Here is a 13,944-nt window from a genome sequence, read left to right on the forward strand (position 1 = left end):
GGTGACAGCGGAAGCGGTCACCTTCATTTGTCGAATTGGCATAAAGGGGGAAAGACGGACCCGTGGAAGCAAATCAAAAGATGCAATTATTATTAAGTGACCTTGGGATCACGACCGAGACGGACCTGTTTGATCAGGCCGAACTCTCACGGCTTGTCGTCAATAAAAAGCGGCGAACGTGGACATTTTATTTTTCATTTCCAAAAGTATTGCCATACGACGTTCATCAATTGTTCATGAGTCGATTAGAGAGTCGATATGCGACGTTTGCGGATGAAGTGTACGCTCGGTTCTCGACAACAACTGGTGGAAGCGAGCAAGACTATATCGACTATTGGCCGCGAATCGTCAGCGAATTGAGCCAAGTATCTGGCGCGATGCGTAGTTATTTCGGTTCCGTTTCGCCACGATTCGAACAGAACAAACTCATGATTCCGGTGCGTTCTGCACCTGAGGCGAGCTATGTAGACAAAGAACTCTGTCAAGAAGTACAGGCACTCTATAGCGCCTATGGGTTCACGAAAAAACCGTGTCAGGCACATTACTCAGAAGACGCCGAGGCGAGTCAGGCTTTACGTGAACAAGTCGTTCAAGAAGATATTGAACAAGCGAAAATGGCACTTGCTGCCCAATTCGCTAAGGCGACAGAAACAAACGACGAACCGATCACAGAAATCCGGATGGGCGCACTCATTAAAGATGAGATTGTTCCAATCAAGACGATTATCGAAGAAGAGCGACGTGTTGCGATTCGTGGACTCGTCTTCTCGGCAGAGCGGAAAGAGTTGAAGAGTGGGAAGAAACTGTTCACCTTCAAAATGACAGATTATACAGATTCACTCATCGTGAAAGTATTTGCTCGCGATGACGATGACGACCGTATGCTCAGTGCCGTCAAAAAAGGAATGTGGATTCAAACGGCCGGTCGGGTCGAAGATGATTCGTTCATGCGCGAACTATGTATGATGGCGTCTCAACTTCAAGAAGTGAAGGTTGAACCGCCACGTGATGAATGGGAAGGCGAGAAACGCGTCGAACTTCACGCGCATACACAGATGAGCCAAATGGATGCCGTCACAAACGTCTCATCTCTCGTCGCCCGTGCTGCGAAATGGGGACATCGTGCCATTGCCATCACCGACCATGCCGGAGTTCAGGCTTTTCCGGAAGCGTATTACGCTGGGAAGAAGAATGACATCAAAGTATTGTACGGAGTCGAAGCGAACGTCGTCAACGATGGTGTCCCTGTCGCTTATCATGCGACCGATGTGGCATTGGATGATGCGACGTATGTCGTTTTTGACGTCGAAACGACGGGACTTTCTGCCGTTTACAATAAAATCATCGAACTCGCTGGAGTCAAAATCAAGGACGGGGAGATCATCGACCGGTTTGAGGCGTTTGCTGATCCGAAACACGCCTTGTCGGCGACCACCATCGAATTGACGGGAATCACCGATGACATGGTCCAAGGTCAACCGGACCCGGAAGTCATCACGAAACAATTCGTCGAATGGTGTGGTGACAGTATCCTCGTCGCTCATAACGCATCATTCGACATGGGATTCCTCGAAGCGACACTCCGTAGCGGAGGGCATGAGCCTGACGATTACCCGGTCATCGATACGCTCGAACTTGCCCGTACGTTGATGCCGACGTTGAAGAATCACCGACTCAATACACTCGCGAAGCGATTTGATATCGAACTGACACAACATCACCGCGCCATTTACGATGCGGAAGCAACGGCATATTTGCTTATGAAGTTGCTCGATCTCGCTAAACAGATGTTTGAGATGACCACACATCGCTCCTTAAATGCGAAAGTCGGGAGTGACGTGTCGAAGATTCGTCCGTTCCATGCAACCATCTATGCGAAAAACAAAAAGCCAGGACTTCGTCATTTATATGAGCTTATTTCCTTATCTCACATCGATTACTTGTATCGGATGGCACGCATGCCACGTTCCGAGCTCGTGAAGCGGCGGGAAGGATTATTGATTGGATCGGCTTGTGACAACGGGGAGATTTTTGACGCCGCCTTAAACAAGTCGGATGATGAACTCGAGAAGATGATGTCGTTTTACGACTTCATCGAGATCCATCCACCAGCGCTCTATCATCATTTGATTGATAAAGAGATAGTGGCGAACGAGTTAGAACTCCGTGAAATCATTAAACGTATCATTCGTGTCGCTGAGAAGGCCGAGTTACCGGTGTGTGCGACAGGTAATGTTCATTATCTAGATCGGTCGGACCGCTCATATCGTGAGATTTTGATTCGTACTCAAGGTGGGGCGAACTTTATCAACACGCGTAAAGAATTACCACATGCGCACTTCCGGACGACGAAAGAAATGATGGAGGAGTTCAAGTTTTTAGGTGACGATTTAGCGCGTGAAATCGTCATCACGAACCCGAATGCGATCGCCGATCAAATTGAATCGATTCAAATCATCCCGGATGACTTATACACGCCGAAAATTGAAGGGGCGGATGACGAGGTTCGGAATATGAGCTACGATATGGCTCGCTCCATTTATGGGGACGAGTTACCTGAAATCGTGGAAGCGCGACTTGAGAAAGAGCTCAAGTCGATTATCGGACACGGATTCGCCGTCATTTATTTGATTTCGCATAAACTCGTGAAGAAATCTCTCGATGATGGTTACTTGGTCGGTTCGCGTGGGTCGGTCGGGTCGAGTCTCGTCGCAACGATGACGGAAATCACGGAAGTCAATCCGTTACCGCCGCACTATGTTTGTCCGAAATGCCAACACTCGCACTTCTTCAACGACGGGTCAGTCGGTTCGGGATATGACTTGCCGGACAAGGAGTGTCCGGAGTGTGGCACGTGGTACAAAAAAGACGGTCATGACATTCCGTTCGAGACGTTCCTCGGATTCAAAGGGGACAAAGTACCGGATATCGACTTGAACTTCTCAGGTGAATATCAACCGCATGCCCACGCCTATACAAAAGTGCTATTCGGAGAAGAGTACGTCTATCGTGCCGGGACAATCGGAACGATTGCCGACAAGACGGCTTATGGGTATGTGAAAGGATATGCGACAGAGAATGACAAGATATATCGAAACGCCGAGGTCGATCGTCTCGTCTCTGGGGTCACCGGGGTAAAACGGACGACGGGTCAACACCCAGGGGGAATCATCGTCGTACCGGACTATATGGACATCGCGGACATTTCCCCGATCCAATATCCGGCGGACGACAATTCGTCGGAGTGGAAGACGACTCACTTTGACTTCCACTCCATCCATGACAACTTGTTGAAACTCGATATTCTCGGGCATGATGACCCGACCGTCATTCGGATGTTACAGGACTTGTCTGGTATCGATCCGAAGACGATTCCAACAGATGACCCAACCGTCATGAAGATTTTCTCATCACCAGAAGTGCTCGGGGTGACACCGGAACAGATTGAGTCGAAGACCGGCACACTTGGAATTCCGGAGTTTGGGACGAAGTTCGTCCGTCAGATGCTTGAAGAGACGAAACCGTCGACGTTCTCGGAACTTGTTCAAATTTCCGGTTTATCCCACGGGACAGATGTATGGCTCGGAAACGCGAATGAATTGATTTATAACGGGACGTGCGAACTGAAGGACGTCATCGGTTGTCGAGATGACATCATGGTCTATCTGATTTATGCAGGTCTCGAACCATCCTTCGCCTTTAAAATCATGGAGTCTGTCCGTAAAGGGAAAGGGCTCACGGAAGAGATGGAGTCTGAAATGAGAGAGAATAACGTGCCGGAATGGTATATCTCATCTTGTAAGAAGATCAAGTATATGTTCCCGAAAGCACACGCAACCGCCTACGTCTTGATGGCTGTCCGGATTGCCTATTTCAAAGTGCATCATCCGATTCTGTACTATGCGACGTACTTCACCGTCCGCGCCGGGGACTTTGACTTGTCTGCGATGATCAAAGGTCCTCAAGCCGTTCGTAAGGCGATGTCGGACATCCGAGAAAAAGGATTCGATGCGACGGCGAAGGATAAAGGACTACACACGGTGCTTGAACTAGCGCTTGAGATGCTCGAGCGGGGAATGAAGTTCCAAAACATCGACTTGTATCGGTCAAGCGCTACAGAGTTCTTGATTGAAGACAATACGCTCATTCCACCGTTCAACGCGGTCGACGGACTCGGAACAAACGCGGCAAAAGCAATCGTCGAAGCAAGGGAAGAAGGGCAATTCCTGTCGAAAGAAGATTTACGGAAACGAGCGAAACTTTCGAAAACGGTCATCGAGACACTCGATACGATGAAATGTCTCGAAGGTCTGCCTGATGAGAACCAACTCTCATTCTTTGATTTTGGGGTGTAAGTTGCGATTTATCGGGAAAATATGATATATTGGTATCGAACAAAGTTGGATACTACGACGGAAAGGAGTAGGGAACCCTACTCCTTTCTTGTATGTAAAAGCCAGAAGGAGGGATGAGAGTGTCCAAAATAACAGAAGTCGTTGAATCGATTGCATTGCCAATCGTCGAACGAGAAAACATGGAATTGGTCGATGTGGAATTCGTGAAGGAAGGTCCTGACTGGTTCTTGCGCGTCTATATCGATAAGCCGGGGGGCGTCGATTTGGACGATTGCGTCAATATCAATGAACAACTCTCGGAAAAACTGAACGAAACCGATCCGATTGAACAGGCTTATTATCTTGATGTCTCGAGTCCTGGTGCGGAGCGTCCGCTGAAAAAGCCGAGCGATTTCGAACGTGCAGTAGGCAAAAACGTCTACATGAAAACGTTCGCTCCGATCGATGGTGCCAAAGAGTTTGAAGGAATTTTGACGGCATATGATGGGGAAACGGTCGTGATCGAGACACGCATCAAGACAAGAAAAAAAGCGGTATCGCTACCGGTAGACAAAATTGCACAAGCCCGCTTAGCGGTCACGTTTAGTTAAGGAGAGGGAAGAAGATGGGTCCACAATTACTCACTACAATCGATCAGATTGCCAAAGAAAAAGGAATCGACAAAAATATCATTATCGATGCACTCGAACAAGCGCTCATTTCTGCGTATCGCCGCAACGTGGCGAACCCGAACGAGCACGTGAAAGTCGAGTTTGACCAGGTGACGGGAGATATCCGTGTCTATGCACTTTTAGAAGTGGTAGAACGCCTCACGCAACCGGACCAACAGCTTTCACTTGAAGAAGCACATGAAATCGATCCGAACTATGAGCTCGGTGATTTCCATAAAGAAGAAGTCACTCCGAGTGATTTCGGACGCGTCGCGGCGATGACGGCAAAACAAGTCGTCACACAGAAGATGCGTGAAGCGGAGCGCGAGCGCATCTACAACCACTTCGCTGACAAAGAAGACGAAATCATGACAGGAATCGTGGAGCGTTTTGACCCACGTAACCTCTATATCGGTCTCGAAAATAACATTGAGGCCGTCTTGACACCGAATGAACAGATGCCGAACGAGTCGTATCAAATTCATGACCGTATCAAAGTATACGTGACAAAAGTAGATTCAACGACAAAAGGTTCAGGTGCTGCGATTCAAGTGTCACGTACGCATCCGGGACTATTGCGTCGTTTGTTCGAACTCGAAGTGCCTGAGATTTCAAACGGGACAGTCGATGTGATGTCGGTATCACGTGAAGCGGGAGACCGTTCGAAAATTGCGGTTCACTCGGATATCGTCGACCCGGTCGGTGCATGTGTCGGACCAAAAGGACAACGTGTCCAAACGATCGTCGACGAGTTGAACGGTGAAAAAATCGATATCGTTCGCTGGTCTGAAGACCCGAAAGAGTTCGTTCGAAACGCGCTCAGCCCGGCGCAAGTCGTTGCCGTCTATGTCAACGAGCCTGCAAAGTCGACAACAGTCGTCGTACCGGACTATCAATTGTCACTTGCGATCGGGAAACGTGGTCAAAACGCCCGTCTCGCTGCGAAATTGACAGGCTGGAAAATCGACATCAAGAGCGAGACAGATGCGGAAGCACTCGATTTGTTCGATACGTTCGCTGAAAAAGTTGAATCAGAGCCAGAAATTGTTCAAAATGAAGTTGAACAAGACTTATCAGATGCTTCAGTTGAAACAGCTGTGGTGAAAGAAGAGGAATGACCATGAAGCAAAAGAAACTTCCTTTGCGTAAGTGTGTGGTCACACAAGAAATGCTCCCGAAGAAAGAATTGATTCGTGTCGTTCGAACGCCTGAAGGTGACGTGGTCATCGATCAGTCGGGTAAAGTGAACGGTCGCGGTGCATACTTATCAAAAGATATCGATGTCGTTCGTCAAGCAGAGAAAAAACGGACGCTCGATCATCATTTGAAAGTAAAGACGAGCGACGACTTGTATGAACAGCTAATCGCTGTCGCAGGTGGCGAATCATGAGCCAGTGGGAATCATTGTTAGGCCTTGCTGCTCGAGCGAGGAAAGTAACGATGGGAGAAGAGTTTGTATTAAAGGATGTACGAGCGGGTCGTGCCAAGCTCGTCATTCTAGCCGGAGATGCAGGTGCCTCGACAAAAAAACGAGTCACTGACAAATGTACGTCTTATCAAGTGCCATTGATTGAAGTGAGCGATCGCTATACAATCGGTGCCGCACTCGGTAAAGATATGCGAGTCGTCGTATCGGTGACAGAATCCGGATTTGCGAACAAGCTTAAGCAACTTCTCTCTTAACTATTAACGGAGGTGGATGCTTTGGGAAAACGCGTCTATGAATTTGCAAAAGAACAGAATGTAACGAGTAAGCAAGTCATTACTCAATTAGAAAAATTGAACAAACCGGTGAAAAACCACATGGCCGTCCTCGATGATGAGACAGTCAAACAGTTGGACCGTGTGTTCAATCCAGAAAAATATCGTGCTGAGAAGCAAACTGAAGCGAAAGCGACTTCAACTTCTAACGAGCCGAAACAAGAGAAAAAAGAACAGTCACGTCCGCAAGCGGCGCAACAAAACCGTGGCGGTCAAAATAATCGCGGTGGTCAAAATCGTAACGACAACCGTAACAACGACCCACGCAATAAAAAACGTGGAAAAGGGAAAGGGAAAGGCAAGCCAGTCAAAGCAGCTGTGCCACAAGAAGCCGATCCAAATTCGAAGACAAGTCAGCGTAAAGCGGCTCGTCTCGCGCAAGAGGCAGAAATGGGCAATGTCATCAAGTATGATGATGTACTCAGCGTATCTGACCTTGCTTCTAAAATGAACAAGAAGCCAAACGAAATCATCATGAAGTTGATGGGTCTTGGTGTCATGGCAACAATCAACCAGACGCTTGATGATGAGACGGTTGAATTACTCGCTGCAGAATTCGGCTATGAAGTAGAAAAAGAAGTAGTCGTCGATGAGACAGACTTTGAAACAGTCGAAATCGATTTCTCACAATACGACCTTGAAGAGCGTCCAGCGGTCGTCACGATCATGGGTCACGTCGACCACGGGAAAACGACACTTCTTGACTCGATTCGTAACACAAAAGTCGTCGCAGGAGAAGCGGGTGGAATCACGCAGCATATCGGTGCGTACCAGGTTGAAGTAAACGATAAGAAAATCACGTTCCTCGATACGCCAGGTCACGCGGCATTCACAACGATGCGTGCCCGTGGTGCGGAAGTGACAGATATCGCCATCATCGTCGTTGCGGCTGACGATGGCGTCATGCCACAAACAGAGGAAGCGATCTCGCACGCTAAGGCAGCGAACGTGCCAATTATCGTGGCAGTCAACAAAATGGACAAAGAAGGGGCAAACCCTGACCGTGTCAAACAAGAATTGACTGAGTTTGGTCTCATTCCGGAAGAGTGGGGCGGCGAAACAATCTTCGTTCCAATTTCGGCCATTAAAGGTGAAGGTATCGATGAGTTGCTCGAGATGATTCTTCTCGTATCTGAAGTCGAAGAATACAAATCGACGCCAGACATGCCGGCTCGTGGATCAGTCATCGAAGCAAAACTTGACAAAGGTCGTGGACCGGTCGCAACACTTCTCGTTCAACACGGTACGCTTCGAATCGGAGATCCAATCGTTGTCGGTAGCACGTTCGGTCGTGTCCGTGCGATGGTCAACGATATCGGTCGCCGTGTGAAACAAGTCGGACCATCAACACCGATTGAAATCACTGGTTTGAACGACGTCCCACAAGCGGGTGACCAGTTCATCGTCTTCGAAGATGAGAAGAAAGCACGTGCAATCGGTGAAAAACGTTACCAACGTTACCTTGAGTCACAGCGTCGTGAGTCGGCGAAAGTAAGTCTTGATGACTTGTTCAGCCGTATTCAAGAAGGTGAAGTGAAAGACTTGAACGTCATCATCAAAGCAGACGTTCAAGGATCAGCCGAAGCATTGGCTGGCTCACTCCGTAAAATTGACGTCGAAGGCGTGAAAGTCAACATCGTTCACCAAGGTGTCGGTGCGATCACAGAAGGTGACGTCATCCTCGCGTCAGCTGCGAATGCCGTTATCATCGGATTCAACGTCCGTCCTGACGGAAACGCCCGTTCAATGGCTGAACAAGAGAACGTTGAAATGCGTCTCCACCGCATCATCTACAACGCAATCGAAGAAATCGAGAGCGCGATGAAAGGGATGCTTGATCCTGAGTTCGTTGAAGAAATCACAGGTCAAGTCGAAGTCCGTGACGTCTTCAAAGTATCGAAAGTCGGTGCGATCGCAGGTTGTTATGTGACAGAAGGTAAAATCACTCGTGACGCCGGTGTCCGTGTCATCCGTAACGGAATCGTGATCTATGAGGGCAAACTCGATACACTCCGCCGTTTCAAAGATGACGTGAAAGAAGTTGCGACTGGATACGAGTGTGGGATTAAAGTAGAGAAATTTGATGACATTAAAGTAGACGATGTCATTGAAGCGTTCGTCATGAAAGAAGTCGAACGTAAATAATGTGAGGAGGGATCACGTATGAAAATTCGTGCCCAACGTGTTGCCGAGCAAATGCGTAAAGAGATTACAGACGTCTTGTTACGAGAAGTGAGTGACCCACGCACAAAAAACGCTACCATTACGAGCGTTGACGTGACAGGGGACTTACAACAAGCAACGGTCTATTATACGGTGCTCGGTGATGAGGAAGATGTGAAGGCAGAAACGCAAGCAGGTCTCGACAAAGCGAAAGGATTTATCCGTCGCGAAATCGGGAACCGTATCCGTCTTCGTAAAACACCAGAAATCTCGTTTGAATACGATTCATCGGTCGCATATGGTAGCCATATCGATTCGTTGATTCGTGATTTAAACAAAGATCAATAATTTGAAAGGGGAGACGTCGTTCTCCCTTTTTTGTATGGAGGGATGAAGTTGGAACCAAACGGAGTGCTTGTACTCGATAAGGACCGAGGCATGACAAGTCATGACTGCGTGTTCAAGTTACGAAAACTGTTTCAAACGAAAAAAGTTGGACATACGGGTACGCTTGACCCAGAAGTGACAGGTGTATTGCCCATCTGTTTAGGACGTGCGACGAAGTTGTCTCGCTTTATCACAGATGAAGGGAAACGCTACGTGGCCGAGGTGACAATCGGTAAGGCGACGATGACCGAGGACGCGCATGGTGAGGTCGTAGATCAAAAGGTGGTCACACCGAACGAATTGAACGAATTACAGATTGACGAAGCGATGCGCCAACTGACGGGAACGATTGAACAGATTCCACCGTATTATTCAGCAGTCAAAGTTAATGGGAAGAAGCTGTACGAGTACGCTCGGAAAGGCCAGACCGTTGAACGCCCCCGCCGGATGGTTGAGATTCACCGTTTGGAACGGACGAGTGAATTGACGTTTGAAGAAGACGTATGTCGCTTCCGAATGGAAATCGACTGCGGGAAAGGGACATACATTCGTACGCTCGCTGTACAAATCGGGGAGAAGCTCGGTTACCCTGCCCATATGAGTGAACTGAGACGCACGAGCTCAGGAACGTTTGAGGAAGCGAACGCCGTATCACTCGAAACGTTACAGTCTCTTGAAACGGTCGAGGAGCGAATGGCATATGTGATTCCACTCGAGGATGTCATCAAACGCTGGCCGGCGATCACGATTCCAAAGAATCGAGAGCATTATATTCGGAATGGCGGAAAGCTGAACGGCGTTTCGCTCGAATTTGAGTTATTTACTGTCTATAATGAAGAAGGAATCCCTCTTGCTTTATATCGAAGACAAGAAGGAACGACAGACGCTACAGTCGAGGTCATGCTGGCCATCGACTAAGGGGGAAATTGACAGTATGGAAACAAGACATCTCACCTATCCAGAAACACCTGACTTTTACCCATCGGTCATGGTGCTCGGTTTTTTTGACGGTGTTCATAAAGGGCATCAAGCTGTAATCAATCACGCTAAACGGGTGGCAGCGGAGCATAACCTTCCGGTGACGGTCGTCACGTTCGACCCGCATCCGAAGCAAGTACTTTCAAATAAGCCAGACGCAGTGCGTTATATCACGCCGCTGTCTCGAAAGCTGAAACGTATTGAAGCACTTGGAGTTGAGCGTTGTTTCGTCTTAACGTTCACAAAGGAACTAGCGGGACTTTCTCCGCAACAGTTTGTGGATGACTATTTGATCGGCGCTGGCGCTGTACATGTGACGGCAGGATTTGATTACTCGTATGGCAAGTTTGGTGAAGGAACGATGGAGACGCTCCCATATCATGCGCGTGACAAGTTCACGACGTCTATCGTGACGGAACAGACGATGGCCGGAGAAAAGGTGTCGTCGACTCGAATCCGTAAGCTGTTGGCTGATGGAAGTGTCGACGAGGCGCATGAGTTACTCGGTTCTCCGTATGTCATTTGTGGAGAAGTCATTCATGGAGACGCGCGAGGGCGCACGATCGGTTTCCCGACAGCGAACGTGTTGATGGACGCTTCGTATGTTATGCCACGACTAGGCGTATATGCGACACGGGTTACACTTCCGGATGGACGCACGTTTGATGCGATGACGAATGTTGGACGGCGTCCAACGTTTTATGAAACGGGCTCGGTCTCTGTTGAGAGCCATCTCTTTGACTTTTCAGAAGATTTATATGGACAAGTCATTGAAATCGAATGGATCCAATATATTCGGAACGAGCGCGCGTTTGACGGACTGGATGCATTGGTCGCCCAATTGAAAGAAGATGAGGTGTCGGCACGCTCAATCCTATCTTGACTTTCAAGAGTGGTTACGCTATCCTTGTCAAGTACGCAAAGTACACCGTTTCGCTTGGCTGGTCGATTCACCAACGCCGGCTCGGCAACGCGGCAATTTTTTATTAAATGGAGGTGGAGAGGCAATGGCACTCTCAAAAGAACGTAAAAACGAAATTATCGCGGAATACGCGACAAAACAAGGTGACACAGGTTCACCGGAAGTACAAGTGGCTGTGTTGACTGAACAAATCAACACATTGAACGACCACCTTCGTACACACAAGAAAGACCACCACTCACGTCGCGGTCTCTTGAAAATGGTTGGACGTCGTCGTAACTTGCTTACGTACCTTCGTAACAAGGACGTTACGCGTTACCGTGAATTGATTCAACGCCTCGGTCTCCGTCGTTAATCGATTGAGACTGTTTAACGGGCTGGGACAACGTCCTAGTCCGTTTCTTCTTTTTTAAGGAAAATGATTAGACATTCGTTAGAATGAGTTACATAATAAACTAGATAAGGTTTGAGAGGAGAATGTACATGTTAGGTACGAAACAAGTATTCTCTACAGAGTGGGGCGGACGCCCATTGTCTGTAGAGGTCGGCCAGCTTGCGAAACAAGCAAACGGCTCGGCACTCGTGCGTTATGGAGATACAGTTGTCCTTGCGACAGTGACGGCTTCAAAAGCACCAAAAGATTTAGACTTCTTCCCATTAACGGTCAACTATGAGGAGAAACTATATTCGGTCGGTAAAATTCCAGGAGGATTCCTTCGTCGTGAAGGTCGCCCGGGTGAAAATGCAATTTTGACATCGCGTCTCATTGACCGTCCCATCCGCCCACTCTTCCCAGACGGATTCCGTCATGACATCCAAGTCATGATTTACGTCATGTCGAACGACCCGGATTGCTCGGCTGAAATGGCGGGAATGCTCGGGACGTCGATTGCGCTCTCGATTTCTGACGTACCGTTTGACGGTCCAATCGCAGGCGTGACAGTCGGACGTGTGGACGGCGAGTTCGTCATCAACCCGACGACGGCACAAATGGAGAAAACGGACCTTGAGCTTCAAGTCGCAGGAACATCGACAGCCATCAACATGGTTGAAGCAGGCGCGAACGAAGTGCCTGAAGATGTCATGCTTGAGTCCATCTTGTTTGGACACGAAGAAATCAAACGCTTGATTGCGTTCCAACAAGAGATTGCTGATGCAGTCGGCAAGCCGAAGTTTGAGTACACGGTTTCAAAATACGATGAGTCACTCACAGCAGAGCTTGAAGCAGCTCGTCCTGAAATCGTGGAAGCGGTGCAAGTGGAAGAGAAACATGCTCGTGACGAAGCCATCAATGAAGTGATTGCGAAATATGTAGCGATGTATGAAGAACGCCTTGCCGATGAGCCTTCAAAACTCGGAGAAGTCTCAGGGATTTTGAACAAATTCGTCAAAGATGAAGTACGTCGCTTGATCACAGTCGACAAAGTTCGCCCAGACGGACGTCGCCCAGACGTGATTCGCCCGCTCGCATCGGAAGTCGGATTGCTTCCACGCGCACATGGTGTCGGTCTTTTCACACGCGGTCAGACACAAGTCATGTCGGTCGCAACACTCGGTGTCATCGGAGACGCACAGATTATCGACGGAATCGGTCTTGAAGAGAACAAACGCTTCATGCACCACTACAACTTCCCGCCGTTCTCGGTCGGTGAAGCTCGTCCGGTCCGTGCGCCAGGTCGTCGTGAGATCGGTCACGGTGCACTCGGTGAGCGTGCACTCTTGCCAATCATTCCAAAAGAAGCAGACTTCCCATACACGATTCGTCTCGTCTCGGAAGTGCTCGAATCAAACGGTTCAAGCTCACAGGCTTCCATCTGTGGCTCGACACTCGCCTTGATGGATGCAGGTGTGCCAATCAAAGCGCCTGTCGCTGGGATTGCCATGGGTCTTATCATGGAAGGGGAGCACTACACGGTCTTGACAGACATTCAAGGACTTGAAGATCACCTCGGTGACATGGACTTCAAAGTAGCCGGAACGAAAGACGGGATCACTGCCCTTCAAATGGATATCAAGATTGCCGGAATCACGCGTGAAATCTTAGAAGAAGCGCTTGAGCAGGCACGTGTCGGTCGTTTACACATCCTTGACCATATGCTCGAGACATTGGATGCTCCACGTACTCAATTGTCGAAATATGCACCGAAGATTGTGACGATGACAATCAATCCAGATAAGATCCGTGATGTGATTGGACCAGGTGGTAAGATGATCAACAGCATCATCGACCAAACAGGCGTCAAGATCGACATCGAACAAGATGGTACGGTCTTCATCGCTTCAACAGATCAAGAAGGAATCGATCTTGCCATGTCTATGATCGGTGATATCGTTCGTGAAGTTGTCGTCGGTGAAGTCTACGATGCAACAGTACGTCGCATTGAGAAGTTCGGCGCGTTCGTCGAACTCTTTAAAGGGAAAGATGCACTCGTACACGTATCCGAATTCAGCCTCGAGCGTGTCGCGAACGTTGAGGATGTCGTGAAACTCGGCGATTCGATTCAAGTCAAAGTCACTGAAATCGACGATAAGGGTCGCGTCAACGCATCACGTAAAGCGCTCATCTTAGAAGGATTGTCTCCTGAAGAGCGTGAGGCATATGAAGCGAAACGGAAGGCTGCTCGTGAGAGCCGACCGCCTCGCGAAGGCCGTCCGCCACGTCGTGACGGGGACCGTCGTCCACCGCGCTCGACAAATTAATTATTCTGGCCATCGTCTTGGTGCGATG

General features: G+C 48.8%; 11 protein-coding genes. All 11 read left to right on the top strand.

Going from position 1 to position 13,944, the window contains the following annotated elements; genetic code table 11:
- Positions 1–80 precede the first annotated feature (80 nt).
- Positions 81–4,355 (top strand): PolC-type DNA polymerase III, encoded by a 4,275-nt coding sequence (locus tag KNO66_RS02680; RefSeq protein ID WP_251127439.1) that lies wholly within the window; start codon positions 81–83, stop codon positions 4,353–4,355.
- 113 nt (positions 4,356–4,468) lie between these two features.
- Complete coding sequence (gene rimP, locus KNO66_RS02685) at positions 4,469–4,945, top strand: ribosome maturation factor RimP (RefSeq protein ID WP_193343250.1); 477 nt, start codon at positions 4,469–4,471, stop codon at positions 4,943–4,945.
- Between the two features lie 14 nt (positions 4,946–4,959).
- Complete coding sequence (gene nusA / locus KNO66_RS02690) at positions 4,960–6,123, top strand: transcription termination factor NusA (RefSeq protein WP_214691843.1); 1,164 nt, start codon at positions 4,960–4,962, stop codon at positions 6,121–6,123.
- 2 nt (positions 6,124–6,125) lie between these two features.
- Positions 6,126–6,395, top strand: coding sequence for an RNase P modulator RnpM (gene rnpM / locus KNO66_RS02695; RefSeq protein WP_214740170.1), 270 nt, complete (start codon positions 6,126–6,128; stop codon positions 6,393–6,395).
- On the top strand, positions 6,392–6,688 hold the full coding sequence (locus KNO66_RS02700) for a YlxQ family RNA-binding protein (protein WP_214740172.1): 297 nt from the start codon (positions 6,392–6,394) through the stop codon (positions 6,686–6,688). The genes rnpM and KNO66_RS02700 overlap by 4 nt, the downstream gene beginning before the upstream one ends.
- 21 nt (positions 6,689–6,709) lie before the next feature.
- Positions 6,710–8,911 (top strand): translation initiation factor IF-2, encoded by a 2,202-nt coding sequence (gene infB / locus KNO66_RS02705; RefSeq protein ID WP_214740174.1) that lies wholly within the window; start codon positions 6,710–6,712, stop codon positions 8,909–8,911.
- 18 nt (positions 8,912–8,929) lie between these two features.
- Positions 8,930–9,277, top strand: coding sequence for a 30S ribosome-binding factor RbfA (gene rbfA, locus KNO66_RS02710; protein WP_015881430.1), 348 nt, complete (start codon positions 8,930–8,932; stop codon positions 9,275–9,277).
- Between the two features lie 42 nt (positions 9,278–9,319).
- Positions 9,320–10,234 (top strand): tRNA pseudouridine(55) synthase TruB, encoded by a 915-nt coding sequence (gene truB / locus KNO66_RS02715; protein WP_251127413.1) that lies wholly within the window; start codon positions 9,320–9,322, stop codon positions 10,232–10,234.
- A 16-nt stretch (positions 10,235–10,250) separates the two neighbouring features.
- Positions 10,251–11,177 carry a bifunctional riboflavin kinase/FAD synthetase gene (locus KNO66_RS02720; protein WP_214740178.1) on the top strand — a complete coding sequence of 309 codons (927 nt, stop codon included), beginning with the start codon at positions 10,251–10,253 and terminating at the stop codon, positions 11,175–11,177.
- A gap of 124 nt (positions 11,178–11,301) precedes the next feature.
- Positions 11,302–11,571 carry a 30S ribosomal protein S15 gene (rpsO, locus tag KNO66_RS02725; protein WP_015881433.1) on the top strand — a complete coding sequence of 90 codons (270 nt, stop codon included), beginning with the start codon at positions 11,302–11,304 and terminating at the stop codon, positions 11,569–11,571.
- Positions 11,572–11,699: 128 nt separating this feature from the next.
- Positions 11,700–13,916 carry a polyribonucleotide nucleotidyltransferase gene (pnp, locus tag KNO66_RS02730; RefSeq protein ID WP_214740180.1) on the top strand — a complete coding sequence of 739 codons (2,217 nt, stop codon included), beginning with the start codon at positions 11,700–11,702 and terminating at the stop codon, positions 13,914–13,916.
- Positions 13,917–13,944 lie beyond the last annotated feature (28 nt).

The sequence above is a fragment of the Exiguobacterium sp. s48 genome (assembly GCF_018617395.1).
Lineage (GTDB): Bacteria > Bacillota > Bacilli > Exiguobacteriales > Exiguobacteriaceae > Exiguobacterium.